The following is an 18,230-nucleotide window of genomic DNA, read 5'->3' as shown; positions in this document are numbered from 1 at the left end:
GATGAAAATCGCCAAAATTCTTAATAATAATGTGGTGGTTGTTCAGGATGAACGCGGATGTGAACAGGTCGTGATGGGGCGTGGGCTGGGGTTCCAGAAACGCGTCGGTGATGAACTGGATACCGCGCTTATTGAAAAGGTGTTTGCATTACAAAGCGATGAGTTGATGCGTCGACTCGGAGAGCTGCTGAGCCAGATCCCGCTTGAGGTGATGACCACCTGTGACTGCATTATTGGGCAGGCAGCGCAGCGGCTGGGGAAACTGCAGGACAGTTTGTATATCACCTTAACGGACCACTGCTACTTTGCGATTGAACGCCAAAAGAAAGGGCTGGCAATCAAAAATGTGCTGCTGTGGGATATTAAACGTCTCTATCCGAAGGAGTTCGAATTAGGGCAGGAGGCGCGGGCCATTATCGCCAAACGCCTGAATGTTGAACTCGAGGAGGATGAAGCCGGGTTTATCGCGCTGCATCTGGTGACGGCGCAACTGAATAGCGAAATGCCGGAAGTGATGCACGTGACGCGGGTGATGCAGGAGATCCTGCAACTGGTGAAGTATCAGCTACAGCTTGAGTATGACGAAGAGTCGCTCAGTTATCAGCGTTTTGTCACCCATCTGAAATTTTTTGCTCAGCGGATGCTTACCCGCACCGTGGTAGAAGATGATGATGTTTCGTTGCATACGGCGGTAAAGGACAATTACGCGAAAGCCTGGAAATGCGCAGAGAAAATCGCGCAGCATCTGAATAAGAGCTATCAGCGTGAGCTGACAACCGAAGAAATTATGTTCCTCGCGATTCATATTGAGCGGGTAAGAAAAGAGGGGCGCTAAGCCTCAACAATGGGATTGTTACTGCATAATGCAGGCAAAACCCGGGTGCGGTCTTTGAAAAAAGACCGTTCTCGGGTTTTTTTATTTTGTACTCAGTCAACAGGTGCCTTCGGGCATCGGATGTAAGGAAATCGAGATGGAATACCAGGCTTTAGCACAGGATATTCTCGGGCACGTTGGCGGGAAAGAGAACATCGTCAGCCTTGTTCACTGCGCCACCCGACTTCGCTTCAAACTGAAAGAGAATCAAAAAGCGGATGCGGAAGGGTTAAAGAAAAACCCGGGGGTGATCATGGTAGTCGAAAGCGGCGGTCAGTTTCAGGTCGTGATTGGTAACCATGTGCATGATGTGTGGCTGGCGGTACGCAAGGAAGCAGGGCTGACAGATGATACCCCTGTGGTGGACGATAAGATGGAAAAAGGCAACCTGCTGGGCCGTCTGATCGACATCGTTTCCGGGATCTTCACGCCGTTTATTGGCATCCTTGCTGCGTCCGGTATTTTAAAAGGGCTGCTTGCGCTGGCCGTGGTTTGCGGCTGGCTCACGACTGAAAGTGGCACCTATAAAATCTGGTTTGCCGCAAGCGACGCGCTGTTCTTCTTCTTCCCGCTGGTGCTGGGCTATACGGCCGGGAAAAAATTCGGCGGCAACCCGTTTATTACCATGGTGATCGGCGGGGCGCTTACCCATCCGATGATGATCGCCGCCTTTAATGCGAGCCAACAGCCGGGGGCGGTATCGGAAGCCTTTCTTGGTATTCCGGTTACCTGGTTCAACTACAGCACATCGGTGATCCCGATTATTCTCGCTTCGTGGGTAAGCTGCTGGCTGGAAAAGCAGAGCACCAGGTGGCTGCCATCATCGATGAAAAACTTCTTCGCTCCGCTGATCTGTTTAGGCGTTACTGTTCCACTGACGTTCCTGGTCATTGGTCCGCTGGCGACCTGGCTGAGTCAGATACTGGCGAACAGCTATCAGGGGATCTATGTGCTGGCACCGTGGCTGGCGGGGGCGGCAATGGGGGCACTGTGGCAGGTATGCGTAATTTTTGGCCTGCACTGGGGGCTGGTGCCGCTGATGATTAATAACCTGGCGGTACTGGGGCATGACTCGATGCTGCCCATGTTGCTGCCAGCAGTATTTGGTCAGGTGGGTGCGGCGCTGGGCATTTTCCTGCGTACCCACGATGCCCGCCAGAAAATGCTGGCAGGCTCATCCGTCACGGCCGGGATCTTTGGCATCACCGAGCCAGCCGTGTATGGCGTAAACCTGCCGCTGCGCCGTCCGTTTATCTTTGGTTGTGTCGCTGGTGCTATCGGCGGGGCGATTGTCGGCTTCAGCGATACCCACGTTTATTCCTTCGGCTTCGCGAATATCTTTACCATCGCACAAATGATCCCGCCGGGTGGGGTGAATGCCACGCTGTGGGGCGGCGTTATTGGTACGGTGGTTGCGCTGGTACTGAGCTGTGGCCTGACGCTGGTGGCCGGTATGCCGGGGCGCACAATGCCTGATTCTGCAGTGTCGGTCGGGGAAAACGACGTGTTATCCCCGATGACCGGTACCGTTCTGGCGCTCGATCACGTGCCGGATACCACCTTTGCCAGCGGCCTGCTGGGCAGCGGGGTTGCCATTATTCCTTCAGATAACAAAGTGGTTTCCCCTTTTGCTGGCGTTGTAGCTTCGCTTTTCCAGACCAAACACGCCATCGGCCTGCTCAGTGACAACGGTATTGAAGTGTTAATCCACGTAGGTATCGACACCGTGAAGCTCGACGGCAAGCCATTTACCGCTCATGTGAAGGTGGGGGACAAGGTACAGCCGGGGGATCTGCTGCTGGAGTTTGATCGTCAGGCGATTATCGATGCCGGATACGACCTGGCGACCCCGATTATTATCAGTAATAGCGACGAGTACCGCGAAGTGGTGACCGTGGCGGCAACCTCCGTGAATGCGGGAGCACCGTTACTCAGCGTAAACCATCAATAACAGGAGAATGGAATGAAGACTTTCCCGGATGATTTTTTATGGGGCGGTGCGGTTGCCGCGAATCAGGTAGAAGGCGCTTATCGGGAAGACGGTAAAGGGTTGTCCACCTCTGACGTTCAGCCGCAGGGAGTTTTTGGCCCGGTGGTTGAGCGCGTCGAGGGCGACAGCGGCATCAAGGATGTCGCGATTGATTTCTATCATCGATACCCCGAGGACATCAAACTGTTCGCCGAGATGGGCTTTAGCTGCCTGCGCGTTTCCATTGCCTGGACACGCATTTTCCCGAACGGCGACGAGCAGCACCCTAACGAAGCGGGGCTGGCTTTTTACGACAAGTTGTTTGACGAACTGGCCGCGCACAACATCACGCCGCTTGTCACACTGTCGCATTACGAAATGCCGTGGGGGTTGGTGAAGCAGTACGGAGGCTGGGCCAGCCGTCAGACCATTGGGTTCTTTGAGCGCTATGCCCGTATCGTATTTACGCGCTACAAAACGAAGGTAAAGCTGTGGCTGACGTTCAATGAGATCAATATGTCTCTGCATGCACCGATGACCGGCGTCGGTCTGCCGGAAACCAGCAGCAAAGGTGAGGTGTATCAGGCTATCCATCATCAACTGGTGGCTAGCGCGCTGGCAGTGAAAGCCTGCCATGAGATCATTGCAGACGCCCGGATTGGCAACATGTTGCTGGGCGGGCTGATGTATCCGCTGACCTGCAAGCCGGAAGATATCCTGGAAACACTGCAGGAAAACCGCGCCTGGCAATTCTTTGGCGACGTGCAGTGCCGTGGTGTTTATCCGGGGTATATGCAGCGCTTCTTCCGCGATAACGATATCCAGATTGATATTACCGATGCCGATCGTGAGGCGTTGAAATCGACCGTCGATTTTATCTCGTTCAGTTACTACATGACGGGATGTGTCACCGCGGATGAGGCGCTTAATCAGCAGGCTCGGGGCAATATCCTTAGTATGGTACCTAACCCGCATCTGGCTAGTTCCGAGTGGGGCTGGCAGATTGACCCTGTCGGCCTGCGTACTCTGCTGAACGTGCTCTGGGATCGCTATCAAAAGCCGCTGTTTATCGTGGAAAACGGTCTGGGCGCGAAAGACACGCCGGATGCTGACGGCGTAGTGCAGGATGATTACCGCATTAGCTACCTTAACGACCACCTGGTACAGGTGCGTGAAGCCATTGAAGATGGTGTGGAGGTAATGGGTTACACCAGTTGGGGGCCGATCGATCTGGTCAGTGCGTCTAAAGCAGAACTCTCAAAACGCTATGGCTTTATTTATGTCGATCGTGATGACAGTGGAAAAGGGACGTTAGCGCGCAGTCGTAAGAAAAGCTTCTACTGGTATAAAGAGGTTATTGCCACAAAAGGCGCTTCCCTGAAAGCATAATGATGTGAATTTGCCCGGCGCTGAGCCGGGCAATGAAATCAGAAAATCATCTTGAATACACCGGTTACCACCAGCAGCCCTATCAGAAATATAATTAAAATAACCCACAGTAATATTTTCATTCGCTTCTCCTGCGTCTGTTTGTCGAAAGTAAGTGTAGCAGTGAATTTATAATGAAGATGAATTCACTCATTTAATTCATTCTTATGATGAATAATTTTCTGAGTATGAAAATGTATGACAAATTGCGGGTTGCCACGCGTTACTAAAAAAAAGAGCGACGTCTGGCGTAAGTTGCGCCTTTATTTTTCGCGTGAATGGCGTAATGAAACCTTTATCTCTGAGTATTCCCCTGGTTTTTATTCTGGTGGCCTGCGCGCCGGAACATGCCTCGGTTTCCCCTGTAAATATGCAATCAACAACGGCTGCGGTGAATACTACGCTGAGCCATACCGCGTGGCCGAAAGATGCATGGTGGAAAACGTATAACGATCCTGAACTCAATTCGCTGATTGCGAAGGCGCTGAACGATGCGCCGGATATGCAAATTGCCCGTCAGCGCATCACGCTGGCGGAAGCGCAGGCAAAAGCCACCCTGGCCGCCGGAGGGCCGGAAATTGATTTCTCAGCGGATGCTGAACGGCAAAAAATGTCGGCCGAGGGGCTGATGGGGCCCTTTGCGATAACCGATCCGGCGGCGGGAACCACCGGGCCGTGGTACACCAACGGTACTTTTGGTCTGAGCGCGGGCTGGGATCTCGATTTGTGGGGGAAAAATCGTGCACGGGTTGAAGCCCGAATTGGCCGGGTAAACGCGCAAAAAGCGGAGCTTGAGCAGACCCGGCAACTGCTTGCCAGCAGCGTCGCACGTCTTTACTGGGCGTGGCAAACCCAGGCCGCGGTGGGGGATGTCCTCACGGAGATTAAACACCAGCAGGACACGATTATTGCAGCCGACCGCGAATTGTATCAGCATGGGATCACCTCTTCCGTTGAGGGCGTCGAGACCGACATCAACGCCAGCAAAACTGACGAGCAGCTGGCAGAAGTGAACGGAAAAATGAAAGCCGTTGAGGCGCGTCTGAGCGCCCTGACGAACACCTCCTCAGTGACGCTTACACGCCACGCCTTACCCACAGTAGAAGCCTCGCTCCCGGCCACGCTGGGGTATGAACTGCTGGCACGTCGACCGGATTTGCAGGAGGCTCGCTGGTATATCGAGGCCTCCATGAGTGACGTTGAGGCCGCCAGAGCAGCGTTCTATCCCGATGTGAATCTGATGGCTTTCTTACAGCAGGATGCCCTGCACCTGAGCGATTTGTTCCGCTCTTCTGCGCAGCAGATGGGCGTCACCGCCGGGCTGACGCTGCCCATTTTCGACAGCGGCAGGCTAAACGCCGAACTGGATATTGCCCAGGCGCAGAACAATCTCTCCGTCGCGCGTTATAACAAAGCGGTGGTGGATGCGGTGAATCAGGTGGCGCGCACGGCCAGCGAAGTCGAAACACTGACCGCCAAAAACCAGCACCAGCAGCGTGTCGAAAAAGAGGCTGCCCGCGTTGTTGCACTGGCTCAGGCCCGCTTTCGCGCCGGCATTATCCCCGGCTCCCGCGTAAGTGAGGCCAGAATACCGGCCCTCAGGGAGCAGCTCACCGGGGTGATGCTCAAAGGCCAGTACGTTGACGCCACGCTGCAGCTGACCTCGGCGCTGGGGGGAGGCTATCATCAGGGCTAAAAAGCGCGATTATCTATACTTACCTCTTTGCAGCTTTTCTGGAGGTGAGTATGACCAAAGTCGCGATTGTTACCGCATCGGATTCCGGGATTGGGAAAACCACAGCCCTGATGCTGGCTGAACGAGGGTTTGATATCGGCGTCACCTGGCATTCTGACGAAAAAGGTGCGCTGGAAACCTGCCGCGAAGTCGAGGCGAAGGGCCGGCGTGCAGAGGCGGTTCAACTTGATTTAAGCACTCTCCCGCAGGGCGCGCAGGCCATTGAAACGTTAATTACGCGCTTTGGTCGGCTGGACGTGCTGGTCAACAATGCCGGGGCGATGACCAAAGCGCCGTTTCTCGACATGCCGTTTGAGGAGTGGCGGGGGATTTTTACCGTTGACGTGGATGGCGCGTTTCTCTGTTCACAGATCGCTGCGCGTCAAATGGTGAAGCAGGGAGAAGGGGGGCGAATTGTGAACATTACCTCGGTGCATGAACACACGCCTTTACCGGATGCCAGTGCGTATACGGCGGCCAAGCATGCCCTGGGCGGATTAACCAAATCCATGGCGCTGGAGCTGGTCGAGCATAACATCCTTGTGAATGCCGTTGCGCCAGGAGCCATTGCCACGCCAATGAATGATATGGACGACAGTGAAGTGAAGGCCGGTTCGATGCCCGCGATCCCGCTCGCGCGGCCGGGGCATACCAAAGAGATTGCCAGCCTGGTGGCGTGGCTGTGTGACGGTGACGCCAGCTATGCTACCGGGCAATCATTTATTGTCGACGGCGGTTTTATGCTGGCGAATCCGCAATTTAAGCCCGCCGGGTAGAAACTTTTCGCCCTCTCTTTGTGCGAGAGGGCGCCATTGCACTTACTCTTCATCCCGCGTCTTTTCCCGATGCTTCAGCCACAGCCGGACCGCAATTACCGCCACGACAATCAGGATAACCCATGCCCAGTGCTTCAGATGCTGGTCAACATTATGCAACCACGGACCAATCACTTCTCCACCCACATAACCGAGCGTGGTAAAGATCAGGGCCCAGGCAATCGCGCCAAGAATGTTCAGCGGCAGGAAAATTTTCGGCGGTAAATGGCTGGCGCCAATCAGTATTGGGCCGATAATCCGAAAGCCGTACATAAAACGGGTGCCAATCACGAACAGGTAAGGGTGACGCTGGATAAGCCGTTGGGCACGGTGAATTTTCTTGCGGTGCTTTGAAAAGCGCTTCAAAAGCGTGGGGCCAAAGCGCAGTCCCAGAAAGTAGAGCAGCTGATCGCCAATCATCCCACCGAGTGCGACTGCGGCAACAACGAGTGGGAATTTGAGTAACCCCTGATGCGCGGCCACCCCGCCGAGCAGCGTGATGGTTTCTCCTTCCGCCACGCTGCCAACGACCAGTGCAGCGTATCCATATTGTTCAATAAGACTGTTGATATCCATTACGTCAACGTCATCTCCCTTATTATGCCTCGTTTAATCATATACCCCATGAATCAATAACGGGGCAATCAACGGAAATTTCCCACTGTACATAAAATAATCTCAGGCCTGCATTATACTTAAGATATCGCTGACGGGCCGACAACAAGGGGGCGTTATGAACCATGTCTGGGGACTTTTCTCCCATCCCGATCGTGAAATGCATGTCATCAAAACGGAGAACGAAACGGTCTCGCACCATTACACGCATCATGTGCTGCTGATGGCAGCGGTGCCTGTAATCTGCGCGTTTATTGGCACAACACAAATCGGCTGGAACTTTGGTGATGGCACCGTGGTTCAGCTTTCCTGGTTTACCGGTCTTTCACTGGCCATTCTCTTTTATGGCCTGATGCTGGCGGGTGTGGCTGTCATGGGGCGTGTCATTCACTGGATGGCGCGTAACTATCCGCAACGTCCATCGCTGGCACACTGTATGGTTTTTGCCGGGTATGTCGCGACGCCGCTGTTCTTAAGCGGTATTGTGGCGCTGTACCCACTGGTCTGGTTGTGCGCGCTGATCGGTACTATTGCCCTCTTTTACACCGGTTATCTGCTGTATCTGGGGGTACCAACCTTCCTCAATATCAATAAAGAAGAGGGCCTGAGCTTCTCCAGTTCAACGCTCGCTATCGGCGTGCTGGTGCTGGAAGCGCTACTGGCTCTGACGGTTATTCTGTGGGGTTATGGATACCGTCTCTTCTAGGCTCACTGCATTGCTGGCGTAAATGCCAGCAATGCAGCATCTGTTCACGATTATCCTCTGGCGACAAAGCCCGGTGACCGCTATGATGCCGAAGCCAGCCTGCGTTTCTCCATCGACACAGGCGGTGTACGTCATAACGTGCGTGAATAATTATCAGAAGTCTCACCATGCTGAAATTCCGAGTCTCTTTACTTAGCCTGGCCCTGTTGCTGGGAGCGTCCGCTGCCGCGCCAGCGATCGCCAAAACGCCCGCCGTGACCACCGCTGCTGCCCAGCCGCAAATCGCTTCCGGCAGTGCGATGATTGTTGATCTCAACACCAATAAGGTGATTTACGCCAGCCATCCGGATCTGGTACGCCCGATCGCCTCGATTACCAAATTAATGACCGCGATGGTGGTGCTTGATGCACATCTGCCGCTGGACGAAAAACTGAAAGTGGATATCAGCCATACGCCGGAGATGAAAGGGATCTACTCCCGCGTGCGACTGAACAGCGAAATCAGCCGTAAAAATATGCTGCTGCTGGCGCTGATGTCTTCTGAAAACCGCGCAGCGGCGAGCCTGGCCCACCACTATCCGGGTGGCTACGAAGCATTTATTCGTGCGATGAACGCAAAAGCCAAATCGCTGGGGATGACCAATACCCGTTACGTCGAGCCGACTGGTCTGTCGATTCACAACGTCTCCACGGCCCGCGACCTGACAAAACTGCTGATTGCCAGCAAACAGTACCCGCTGATTGGTCAGCTCAGTACGACCCGTGAAGAGATGGCGACCTTTGCGAACCCGGCCTATTCGCTGCCGTTCCGTAATACTAACCATCTGGTGTACCGGGATAACTGGAATATTCAGTTAACGAAAACCGGGTTTACTAACGCGGCGGGACACTGCCTGGTGATGCGTACCGTATTCAACGGTAAACCGGTGGCGCTGGTGGTGATGGATGCCTTTGGTAAATACACCCACTTCGCGGATGCAAGCCGACTGCGTACCTGGATTGAGACGGGGAAAGTGCAGCCGGTACCGGCCGCGGCGTTGACCTACAAAAAGCAGAAAGCGGAGCAGATGGCAACCGCCCAGAACGACTGAGCCGGATTGCTAATGACTGTGTTTTCGCCCTCTCCCGCGGGAGAGGGCAACAGACCTCGCTGCGCCTTACTCCGGCAGCGTCCAGTCTCCGTCATTGAGTGAGCGCTGCATGATCACCGTATCCCGCCAGTCACCTTTCTTATACCCGACGCTGCGTAACTGACCGACGATTTCGAAGCCGTATTTCTTATGCAGCCGTAACGAGCCGGCATTGTTGTTGCCATCCCCCACAACGGCAATCATCTGCCGCCACGGTCCTTGCTCGCAGCGGGCGATCAGCGCATCCATCAGGACGGAGCCAAAACCACGACCGGTAGTACTCGCATCCACGTAAATCGACTCTTCCAGAGTGTAGCGATAGGCATGGCGCGGACGGTAAGGCGTCGCGTAGCAGTAGCCTACGACGATGCCGCGATACAGCGCGACAAGCCACGGTAAGCCATTCTCGGCCACGCTTTTCATTCGCTGACGCATTTCATCAACGGTGGGGGGAACTTCTTCAAAGGATGCGCGCCCGTGAAGCACATGCCAGGCGTAGATAGCGGCGATAGCATGCACATCGTCGGGAAGGGCATCGCGCACTTCCACTTCGGTTTCGGATAAAATATCAACAGCCGACATGATGTGCCTGCTCCTCGTAACAGATGCCGGAGAAACGTTTCTCCGGCGACAGAACGCTACTCTAGTACGATTAAGGCGCGCTTAACAATCTCTCAAATTTGGCTGTGGGAATTAATCAGACGCTTGCGTCACGGGCTGCTCCGCGTCAGGACTCTCTTTCCAGTATTTATTCCGCGTTGTTTTACCAATGCCGGGGTTCATGCTGTTTGTGGGGTCATTCTCGCGATAAAACTGCTTAAGTGCGTCAGGAGCCTTATAAAGATGCCCCACGTTATGTTCCGCAGGATATTGTGCGCCTCGCGCGTGCAGCAGCGCGAGCATCTGCTCTTTCAGCGCGTGCGCATCCACCCCTTTCTTAACGATGTAATCCTGGTGGAAGACGTAGCACATAAAGTGGCCGTAATAGAGCTTGTGGACCAGCTTGCTGTCGATTTCCGGCGGCAGGTGTTCAAACCACTCGGTATCGTTGCGGCGAAGGGCGATATCCAGCGCCAGAATGTCTTCCACCTCGTCTGAATGCACCGCCTGATAACGAATGGCGGCACCCGCAGCGGCGAAACGGTGCAGGAAGGCTTTGCTGCCCTCTTCAGGGGTACAGGCAAAGAAATCGCCTTCGGCAGTTTTGAAGAATTCACTGAGCCAGGTTTGCGCTTCGGCAATTCCGTCCCCGGCCATTTTCAGCAGCAGGTGATGCTCGTACTTATCGCGCCAGGTTTTCATCCGCTCCGGCAGATGTGACGGGAAGACGTTGCCCAATTTCTGCATAAAGCGGTCGGTAAAGTGGGGTTTAAACAGCGGCACTTTTTCCAGCATCGCGTCGGTACGGCCCTTCATGGTGAAGAAGAACGGCATTTTATCGGTGCCGAGCTTGTCGATCATCAGGAACGTATCTTTGCCGTAGCGTTCCGCGATGTCGTAAATATCACGGTGCATGTACTCGCCCGCCACTGGCAGGTGAGCGAACTCGCCCAGAATATGACGACGGATCTCGGTCAGCACGTCCGGCTGATTGGTGCCGATGTAGAACACCTGCTGTTTTTTCTCGGCCGGGAAGGTGTCGAGGCGCACGGCAAAAACAGCCAGCTTGCCCGCACAGCCCGAAGATTCAAACAGGCGGTCAGGGTCGGCGTTGTAACGTGCCGGGGTATCCGCTTCGATATCCCGCACGCGGGTGATGTAATCGTGGTCGTGAGCATGACGACCGTCGTGCTGGACGTCTTCATCTTTCACCCGATCGTCGTCGAGCTTACTCAGGATCTGTTCCGGCGTTACGCCAAGATCAATGCCCAGATGGTTGACCAGGGTCAGCTTGCCATTTTCGTCGATACGGGCAAAAAGTGACATCTCGGTGTAAGCCGGGCCGCGCTGCACCAGCGAACCGCCGGAGTTATTGCAGATCCCGCCGATCACGGAGGCGCCAATACAGGATGAGCCAATGACCGAATGCGGTTCGCGTCCCAGCGGCTTAAGCGCTTTTTCAAGGGAGTAGAGCGTCGTGCCAGGGAACGCGAGCACCTGCTCGCCTTTATCCAGCAGATGCAGTTTGTCGAGACGCAGGGTGCTGATGATTACGATGTCACGATCGTAATCGTTGCCGTTCGGCGTTGAGCCTTCAGTCAGGCCGGTGTTAGCCGCCTGCATGAGAATAATTTTGTCGGCGGCCACGCAGGCGCTCAGGACGCGCCAGAGTTCAAGCAGCGTGCCGGGAAATACCACCGCCAGCGCCTCGCCCTGACCGGAACGAAAGCCCTTACGGTAGCGGGCGGTTTTTGCCGGGTCGGTAAGCAGGTGAGAGGAGCCAACCAGGCGCGACAGTTCGTTAATAAACGTCGTGTTATCGTGAGTTCGAACAGAAGACATCTTCCACTCCTTGTGGTGGGGCAAATTTCTCGCTGTAAAGCATAGCGCGATTAACTGTTAAGCGGTCGAGTATTCACGAGAAAAATCAGAGAATAACCCTGCAACGTTCTGAGGGTTTGTGGCACACTGCGCTTTTCGCACGGTCTGGCCGAGTTCTTCCGGCGGTTATTGATGAGAGAGTAAAACGACATGAAATGGCTATGTTCTGTAGGTGTCGCCGTCAGCCTGGCGCTGCAACCTGCGCTGGCAGAGGATTTGTTTGGCAATCACCCGCTCACGCCTGAAGCCCGGGACGCGTTTGTCACGGAATTGCTCAAGAAAATGACGGTCGATGAGAAAATTGGCCAGTTGCGTCTTATCAGCGTCGGCCCGGATAACCCGAAAGAGGCCATCCGCGAGATGATCAAAGACGGGCAGGTCGGGGCTATTTTTAACACCGTCACCCGCCCGGATATCCGCAAAATGCAGGATCAGGTGATGGAACTCAGCCGCCTGAAAATTCCGCTGTTCTTCGCCTATGACGTGGTGCACGGTCAGCGTACCGTCTTCCCGATTAGCCTTGGTCTGGCATCGTCCTTTAACCTTGATGCGGTGAAAACCGTGGGGCGCGTTTCCGCCTATGAAGCGGCGGATGATGGCCTGAATATGACCTGGGCACCGATGGTGGACGTCTCCCGCGATCCGCGCTGGGGCCGCGGCTCAGAAGGGTTCGGTGAAGATACCTATTTAACAGCCACGATGGGGAAAACCATGGTGGAAGCGATGCAGGGTAAGAGCCCGGCAGATCGCTACGCGGTGATGACCAGCGTCAAACACTTCGCGGCCTATGGCGCCGTGGAAGGCGGTAAAGAGTACAACACCGTGGATATGAGCCCGCAGCGGCTGTTCAACGACTACATGCCACCGTACAAAGCGGGGCTGGATGCCGGCAGCGGCGCGGTGATGGTGGCGCTGAACTCCCTCAACGGCACGCCGGCGACCTCCGATTCGTGGCTGCTGAAAGACGTTCTGCGTGACCAGTGGGGCTTTAAGGGCATTACCGTCTCTGACCACGGCGCCATTAAAGAGCTCATTAAGCACGGTACCGCCTCCGATCCGGAAGACGCGGTACGCGTGGCGCTCAAGTCCGGCATTAACATGAGCATGAGCGACGAGTACTACAGCAAATACCTGCCGGGGCTGGTGAAGAGCGGTAAGGTGACCATGGCGGAGCTGGATGACGCCACGCGCCACGTGCTGAACGTGAAATATGATATGGGGCTGTTTAACGACCCGTACAGCCACCTGGGGCCGAAAGATTTTGACCCGGCGGACACCAACGCGGAAAGTCGTCTGCACCGCAAAGAGGCCCGCGATGTGGCACGCGAAAGCCTGGTGCTGCTGAAAAACCGCCTCGACACGCTGCCGCTGAAGAAATCCGGCACCATTGCCGTGGTGGGCCCGCTGGCTGACAGCAAGCGCGACGTGATGGGGAGCTGGTCTGCAGCGGGGGTGGCCGATCAGTCCGTCACGGTGCTGACCGGTATCAAGAACGCCGTGGGTGAGAACGCGAAAGTGGTTTACGCCAAAGGGGCGAACGTCACCAACGATAAAGACATTGTCACCTTCCTCAATCAGTACGAGGAGGCGGTGAAGGTCGATCCGCGTTCGCCGAAAGAGATGATTGATGAAGCGGTGAACACCGCTAAGCAATCTGACGTGGTTGTCGCGGTAGTGGGTGAAGCGCAAGGGATGGCGCATGAGGCCTCCAGCCGTACCGACATCACCATTCCGCAAAGCCAGCGCGATCTGATTGCCGCCCTGAAGGCGACCGGCAAGCCGCTGGTGCTGGTGCTGATGAACGGTCGTCCGCTGGCGCTGGTCAAAGAAGACCAGCAGGCCGACGCGATCCTGGAAACCTGGTTCGCCGGTACCGAAGGCGGTAATGCGATTGCCGACGTGCTGTTTGGCGATTACAACCCGTCAGGCAAGCTGCCAATGTCCTTCCCGCGTTCGGTCGGGCAGATCCCGGTTTACTACAGCCACCTGAATACCGGCCGGCCGTACAACGCCGACAAACCGAATAAGTACACCTCCCGTTACTTCGATGAAGCGAACGGCCCGCTGTATCCGTTTGGTTACGGTTTGAGCTACACCACCTTCAAGGTTTCTGACGTCAAAATGTCTGCGCCGACCCTGAAGCGTGACGGCAAAGTTACCGCAAGCGTCGAGGTGAGCAACACCGGTAAACGCGAAGGGGCAACGGTCATTCAGATGTACGTCCAGGATGTTACCGCCTCCATGAGCCGTCCGGTGAAACAGCTGCGTGGCTTCGAGAAGGTCAACCTGAAGCCGGGCGAAACCAAAACCATCAGCTTCCCCATCGACGTGGATGCGCTGAAGTTCTGGAACCAGCAGATGAAATATGATGCGGAGCCAGGCAAGTTTAACGTCTTTATCGGGGTCGATTCCGCTCGCGTAAATAAAGGCGAGTTCGAGCTGCTCTGACGTTTCCCTCCCTTGCATCCCCCGCTTTGCGGGGGATGCGTCTTACCTTATGTTAAAAAGGCATTTTGACGGTTAATTCCGCCGTTTTAAGCTACGCTTTTCTCTCAAGCCTCTGAAAAAGGCAGCAAAAAAATGAGGACAGTGGAATGACGATTGCAAAGGGGATGTTGGGTTCAGCGGTGTTACTGGCGGCGCTGAGTCTGCCATTACAGGCGGCAGAACCGGTAAAAGTGGGCTCCAAGATAGATACCGAAGGTGCGCTGCTCGGTAACATTATTCTGCAGGTACTGGAAAGCCACGGTGTTAAAACCGTCAATAAAGTCCAGCTGGGAACCACGCCTGTGGTACGCGGCGCGATTACCTCCGGCGAGCTGGATATCTACCCGGAATACACCGGCAACGGCGCGTTCTTCTTCAAAGATGAAAACGATCCGGCGTGGAAAAATGCCAAAGCCGGGTATGAAAAAGTCAAAAAACTCGACGCTGAGCAAAATAAGCTGGTCTGGCTGACGCCGGCGCCGGCCAACAATACCTGGACCATCGCGGTGCGCAAGGACGTGGCGGAGAAAGGAAAGCTGACCTCGCTTGCGGATTTGAGTCGCTACCTGAAAGAGAAGGGTGACTTTAAGCTTGCGGCTTCCGCTGAGTTTATTGAGCGTCCGGATGCGCTGCCGGCGTTTGAAAAAGCCTATGATTTCAAACTGGATCAGGCCCAGCTGCTCTCTCTGGCGGGCGGTGATACCGCGGTGACCATCAAAGCCGCTGCGCAGCAAACGTCGGGCGTTAATGCGGCGATGGCTTACGGCACCGACGGCCCGGTCGCGGCGCTTGGCCTGCAAACCTTAACCGATCCAAAAGGCGTCCAGCCGATTTACGCCCCGGCACCTGTCGTGCGGGAAGCGGTACTTAAAGCGTACCCGGATATTGCTGAATGGCTCAAACCGGTCTTCGAAAAGCTGGATGCAAAAACGCTGCAACAGCTGAATGCCAGCATTGCCGTTGAGGGACTGGATGCCAAAAAAGTGGCCGCCGATTTCCTGAAACAACAAGGGCTTGTGAAGTAACAGGACAGGGCTGTGCCAATAAAATGTCATAACCGCGTACTGCTGCTGTTGGCCTGTGTGGCCATCGCGGCGGTCGCGTTACCGTTTGTGAATGTGGCCCCGAATCGCCTGATGTCGGGGGAGAGTCGCTCGCTCTGGCAGGTCTGGTCATTTACGCCGTGGTTGCTGGTGGCGGCACTGGGCGCGTGGGTTGCGTTGTCGCTCTGGCAAGGACGCACGGCCCAGTGGCTGACGCTGCTGCTTTGTGAAGGGCTGTTTATCGCCTTATTCTGGGGAGGCGGGCTTGCGGCAACACACATGACCTCGGCGGAAAGTCCGCTGGCAAGAACCTCTGTGGGTAGCGGTTTGTGGCTCTGGCTGGCGCTGTGTCTGCTGGCCTGCAGCGATGCTATTCGCCGTCTTATCTCAACATCCGTCTGGCGCTGGATACTCAATGCCCAGATATGGTGTATTCCGCTGCTGCTGCTGTTTAGCGGTGAGCTGAATAATCTCTCGCTGTTAAAAGAGTACGCCAACCGTCAGGAGGTGTTTAATGACGCCCTGGCGCAACACCTCACGATCCTCTTCGGCACCCTGATCCCGGCCTTACTGCTCGGCATACCGCTGGGTATGTGGTGCTATCGCCACCCTTCACGTCAGGGCGGGGTGTTTGCCGTACTGAATGTGATTCAGACTATCCCGTCCGTCGCTCTGTTTGGCCTGTTGATTGCTCCGCTGGCCGGGCTGGTGAAGTCGTTCCCGGTGCTGGGAACGATGGGGATCGCCGGAACCGGTTTAACGCCAGCCCTTATCGCGCTGGTGCTCTATGCGCTGCTGCCGCTGGTGCGCGGCGTGGTGGCCGGGCTGAGCCAGGTCGCGCCGGACGTGCTGGAAAGTGCCCATGCAATGGGGATGAGCGCGAGACAATGTTTCTGGAAGATCCAGCTGCCGCTGGCTTTGCCCCTGCTGCTGCGCAGCCTGCGGGTGGTGGCGGTGCAAACCGTTGGCATGGCGGTGATTGCGGCGCTGATCGGCGCGGGCGGCTTTGGCGCGCTGGTTTTCCAGGGGCTGTTGAGTAGCGCCCTGGACCTGGTGTTATTGGGCGTGGTGCCCACGATTGCGCTGGCGGTTGTCATCGACGCGCTGTTTGCCTTATGGCTCGCGCTGCTCAGGAGAAGAGCCAATGATTGAATTTCACGATGTCAGTAAAACCTTTGCGGGTCGTCCGGCGGCAAGCCATCTCAACCTGAATTTTGCCGAGGGCGCATTTTCCGTGCTGATTGGCACATCGGGGTCGGGAAAATCCACCACCCTGAAGATGATTAACCGCCTGGTTGAACATGACAGCGGTCTGATCCGCTTTGCCGGAGAGGAGATCCGCAGCCTGCCTGTGCTGGAGCTGCGTCGTCGTATGGGGTATGCCATCCAGTCCATCGGCCTGTTTCCGCACTGGACGGTCGCGCAGAACATCGCCACCGTGCTGCAGCTGGAGAAATGGTCGCGGGCAAAAACTGCCGACCGGGTTGATGAACTGATGTCTCTGCTCGGGTTAGAACCTGCGCTGCGTGACCGCTACCCGCACCAGCTTTCCGGAGGCCAGCAGCAGCGGGTGGGCGTGGCGCGTGCGCTGGCGGCCAATCCGCAGGTGTTACTGATGGATGAACCCTTCGGCGCGCTGGATCCGGTCACGCGCGCCGCACTGCAGGCGGAAATGACCCGCATTCATCGCATTCTGGGGCGAACAATCATTCTTGTGACGCACGATATTGATGAGGCGCTGCGTCTGGCCGACCATCTGGTGCTGATGGACCATGGTGAGGTGGTGCAGCAGGGGACGCCGCTTGAGCTGCTGACCTGGCCGAAAAACGATTTTGTGCGTGAGTTTTTTGGCCACAGCGAGCTGGGCGTCAGGCTGCTCTCGCTGCGTACGGTCAGCGACTATATGCGTCGACAGGACGCGACGGTGCGTGGCGAGCCTCTGCAGGAACAGATGAGCTTGCGGGATGCGCTTTCGGCGTTTGTTGCCCGTCAGTGTGAAGTGTTGCCCGTTGCGGATGCCCGGGGCGCGCCAAGTGGCACCCTGCATTTTCGCGATCTGCTGGCAGGGGAGGTGACACGTGAAGGCACTTCGTGATCCGCTGTTCTGGCTGGTCGTGCTCTTTGTCGCTTTGCTGTTGCTGATGCCGCACAGCGCGGCGCTGTTTAGCACGCTCTTCCCCGACTTGCCGCGCCCGGTGTATCAGCAGGAGAGTTTTATTAATCTTGCCCTGGCCCATCTCTGGCTGGTGGTGCTCTCAAGTGCCGTCGCTATTGTACTGGGCGTGGGGGCGGGCATCGCGGTCACGCGCCCCGCGGGCCGGGAGTTTCGCCCGCTGGTGGAGACCATTGCGGCGATTGGCCAGACGTTTCCGCCGGTGGCGGTGCTGGCGATTGCAGTGCCGGTGATGGGTTTTGGTCAGCAACCGGCCATCATTGCGCTGATTTTATACGGTGTGTTGCCCATTCTGCAGGGTACGCTGGCCGGTATTGCGGCGGTACCTGCGTCGGTACTGAGCGTCGCTGAAGGGATGGGGATGAGTCATGCAGAGCGGCTGCGCAAAGTTGAACTCCCCCTGGCGGCACCGGTCATCCTTGCCGGGATCCGTACGTCGGTGATCATCAATATCGGGACGGCGACCATTGCGTCGACGGTGGGGGCCAACACCCTGGGAACGCCGATTATCATCGGCTTAAGCGGGTTCAATACGGCCTATATTGTGCAGGGGGCCTTGCTGGTCGCGCTGGCGGCAATCGTCGTCGATCGCGTTTTTGAGCGTCTGGCGCAGTATCTCAGCCGACACCGCCACGAACAATAAACGAATACCCGGCCAGCATCACGCCGCCGATACCGCTTACGGCCATCAGAACAAAAAGGGTAATTACGGCCAGTTTGGTTGCCTTCATCATGTGCTCCTGTTGTTAACGGAACAATTATACGGTGAAGCGC

The 18,230-nt window shown here is 56.0% G+C and carries 16 protein-coding genes; 12 read left to right on the top strand and 4 right to left on the bottom strand.

From position 1 onward, the window contains the following. Position 1: 1 nt before the first annotated feature. The 5 genes from bglG (at position 2) to QLG09_RS00575 (ending at position 6,782) form a co-directional block, all read left to right on the top strand. On the top strand, positions 2-835 hold the full coding sequence (gene bglG, locus QLG09_RS00595; RefSeq protein WP_014170897.1) for a transcriptional antiterminator BglG: 834 nt from the start codon (positions 2-4) through the stop codon (positions 833-835). A gap of 136 nt (positions 836-971) precedes the next feature. Then, the gene (gene bglF, locus QLG09_RS00590; RefSeq protein WP_049022984.1) at positions 972-2,825 is read left to right on the top strand and encodes a PTS beta-glucoside transporter subunit IIABC; all 1,854 of its coding nucleotides are present in this window, start codon (positions 972-974) and stop codon (positions 2,823-2,825) included. A 12-nt stretch (positions 2,826-2,837) separates the two neighbouring features. Further along, positions 2,838-4,232: a 6-phospho-beta-glucosidase gene (ascB, locus tag QLG09_RS00585; RefSeq protein ID WP_049022983.1), complete on the top strand. Its 1,395-nt coding sequence runs from the start codon at positions 2,838-2,840 to the stop codon at positions 4,230-4,232. A gap of 325 nt (positions 4,233-4,557) precedes the next feature. Further along, positions 4,558-5,967 carry a multidrug resistance outer membrane protein MdtQ gene (mdtQ, locus tag QLG09_RS00580; protein ID WP_049022982.1) on the top strand — a complete coding sequence of 470 codons (1,410 nt, stop codon included), beginning with the start codon at positions 4,558-4,560 and terminating at the stop codon, positions 5,965-5,967. 50 nt (positions 5,968-6,017) lie between these two features. Then, positions 6,018-6,782 carry an SDR family oxidoreductase gene (locus tag QLG09_RS00575; RefSeq protein ID WP_020883205.1) on the top strand — a complete coding sequence of 255 codons (765 nt, stop codon included), beginning with the start codon at positions 6,018-6,020 and terminating at the stop codon, positions 6,780-6,782. A gap of 42 nt (positions 6,783-6,824) precedes the next feature. On the opposite strand, the gene QLG09_RS00570 is transcribed toward QLG09_RS00575, so the two are convergent. Then, positions 6,825-7,397 (bottom strand): DedA family protein, encoded by a 573-nt coding sequence (locus QLG09_RS00570; RefSeq protein WP_014170892.1) that lies wholly within the window; start codon positions 7,395-7,397, stop codon positions 6,825-6,827. A 157-nt stretch (positions 7,398-7,554) separates the two neighbouring features. Here QLG09_RS00570 and QLG09_RS00565 point away from each other — a divergent pair, with 157 nt between their 5' ends. Both QLG09_RS00565 and pbpG read left to right on the top strand, forming a co-directional pair. Next, on the top strand, positions 7,555-8,142 hold the full coding sequence (locus QLG09_RS00565) for a Yip1 family protein (protein ID WP_014170891.1): 588 nt from the start codon (positions 7,555-7,557) through the stop codon (positions 8,140-8,142). 167 nt (positions 8,143-8,309) lie between these two features. After that, positions 8,310-9,233, top strand: coding sequence for a D-alanyl-D-alanine endopeptidase (gene pbpG / locus QLG09_RS00560; RefSeq protein WP_063435364.1), 924 nt, complete (start codon positions 8,310-8,312; stop codon positions 9,231-9,233). Between the two features lie 66 nt (positions 9,234-9,299). Here pbpG and QLG09_RS00555 read toward each other — a convergent pair whose 3' ends face one another. Together QLG09_RS00555 and dld are read right to left on the bottom strand one after the other, a co-directional pair. Beyond that, positions 9,300-9,854 carry a GNAT family N-acetyltransferase gene (locus QLG09_RS00555; RefSeq protein ID WP_014170889.1) on the bottom strand — a complete coding sequence of 185 codons (555 nt, stop codon included), beginning with the start codon at positions 9,852-9,854 and terminating at the stop codon, positions 9,300-9,302. A gap of 111 nt (positions 9,855-9,965) precedes the next feature. Beyond that, entirely contained in the window at positions 9,966-11,714 is a 1,749-nt protein-coding gene (dld, locus tag QLG09_RS00550) for a D-lactate dehydrogenase (protein ID WP_020883209.1), read from the bottom strand. Positions 11,715-11,903: 189 nt separating this feature from the next. On the opposite strand from dld, the gene bglX reads away from it, so the two are divergent. The 5 genes from bglX to QLG09_RS00525 all read left to right on the top strand — a co-directional run bounded on the left by bglX (position 11,904) and on the right by QLG09_RS00525 (position 18,099). Further along, positions 11,904-14,201, top strand: coding sequence for a beta-glucosidase BglX (gene bglX, locus QLG09_RS00545; protein WP_049022980.1), 2,298 nt, complete (start codon positions 11,904-11,906; stop codon positions 14,199-14,201). Between the two features lie 146 nt (positions 14,202-14,347). Continuing rightward, positions 14,348-15,265 (top strand): ABC transporter substrate-binding protein, encoded by a 918-nt coding sequence (locus QLG09_RS00540; RefSeq protein WP_014170886.1) that lies wholly within the window; start codon positions 14,348-14,350, stop codon positions 15,263-15,265. 12 nt (positions 15,266-15,277) lie between these two features. Beyond that, entirely contained in the window at positions 15,278-16,435 is a 1,158-nt protein-coding gene (locus tag QLG09_RS00535; RefSeq protein ID WP_014170885.1) for an ABC transporter permease, read from the top strand. Next, positions 16,428-17,378, top strand: a complete 951-nt coding sequence (locus QLG09_RS00530; RefSeq protein WP_049022979.1) for an ABC transporter ATP-binding protein — start codon at positions 16,428-16,430, stop codon at positions 17,376-17,378. The genes QLG09_RS00535 and QLG09_RS00530 overlap by 8 nt, the downstream gene beginning before the upstream one ends. After that, positions 17,362-18,099, top strand: coding sequence for an ABC transporter permease (locus tag QLG09_RS00525; RefSeq protein ID WP_049022978.1), 738 nt, complete (start codon positions 17,362-17,364; stop codon positions 18,097-18,099). The genes QLG09_RS00530 and QLG09_RS00525 overlap by 17 nt, the downstream gene beginning before the upstream one ends. Here the strand turns inward: QLG09_RS00525 and QLG09_RS00520 are convergent. Then, entirely contained in the window at positions 18,074-18,187 is a 114-nt protein-coding gene (locus QLG09_RS00520; protein WP_010433613.1) for a protein YohO, read from the bottom strand. The genes QLG09_RS00525 and QLG09_RS00520 overlap by 26 nt on opposite strands. Positions 18,188-18,230: the final 43 nt, after the last annotated feature.

Origin of the sequence: Enterobacter sp. V89_11, assembly GCF_029967775.1 — a bacterium.
Classification (GTDB): domain Bacteria; phylum Pseudomonadota; class Gammaproteobacteria; order Enterobacterales; family Enterobacteriaceae; genus Enterobacter; species Enterobacter ludwigii.
This window is presented reverse-complemented; position numbering and strand designations above follow the sequence as displayed.

Coding starts and splice junctions, on each gene's coding strand:
- bglF (WP_049022984.1), top strand. CDS start 972: ATGGAATACCAGGCTTTAGCACAGGATATTCTCGGGCACGTTGGCGGG.
- bglX (WP_049022980.1), top strand. CDS start 11,904: ATGAAATGGCTATGTTCTGTAGGTGTCGCCGTCAGCCTGGCGCTGCAA.
- QLG09_RS00530 (WP_049022979.1), top strand. CDS start 16,428: ATGATTGAATTTCACGATGTCAGTAAAACCTTTGCGGGTCGTCCGGCG.
- mdtQ (WP_049022982.1), top strand. CDS start 4,558: ATGAAACCTTTATCTCTGAGTATTCCCCTGGTTTTTATTCTGGTGGCC.
- QLG09_RS00555 (WP_014170889.1), bottom strand. CDS start 9,854: ATGTCGGCTGTTGATATTTTATCCGAAACCGAAGTGGAAGTGCGCGAT.
- bglG (WP_014170897.1), top strand. CDS start 2: ATGAAAATCGCCAAAATTCTTAATAATAATGTGGTGGTTGTTCAGGAT.
- QLG09_RS00565 (WP_014170891.1), top strand. CDS start 7,555: ATGAACCATGTCTGGGGACTTTTCTCCCATCCCGATCGTGAAATGCAT.
- ascB (WP_049022983.1), top strand. CDS start 2,838: ATGAAGACTTTCCCGGATGATTTTTTATGGGGCGGTGCGGTTGCCGCG.
- QLG09_RS00575 (WP_020883205.1), top strand. CDS start 6,018: ATGACCAAAGTCGCGATTGTTACCGCATCGGATTCCGGGATTGGGAAA.
- QLG09_RS00540 (WP_014170886.1), top strand. CDS start 14,348: ATGACGATTGCAAAGGGGATGTTGGGTTCAGCGGTGTTACTGGCGGCG.
- QLG09_RS00570 (WP_014170892.1), bottom strand. CDS start 7,397: ATGGATATCAACAGTCTTATTGAACAATATGGATACGCTGCACTGGTC.
- QLG09_RS00520 (WP_010433613.1), bottom strand. CDS start 18,187: ATGAAGGCAACCAAACTGGCCGTAATTACCCTTTTTGTTCTGATGGCC.
- dld (WP_020883209.1), bottom strand. CDS start 11,714: ATGTCTTCTGTTCGAACTCACGATAACACGACGTTTATTAACGAACTG.
- pbpG (WP_063435364.1), top strand. CDS start 8,310: ATGCTGAAATTCCGAGTCTCTTTACTTAGCCTGGCCCTGTTGCTGGGA.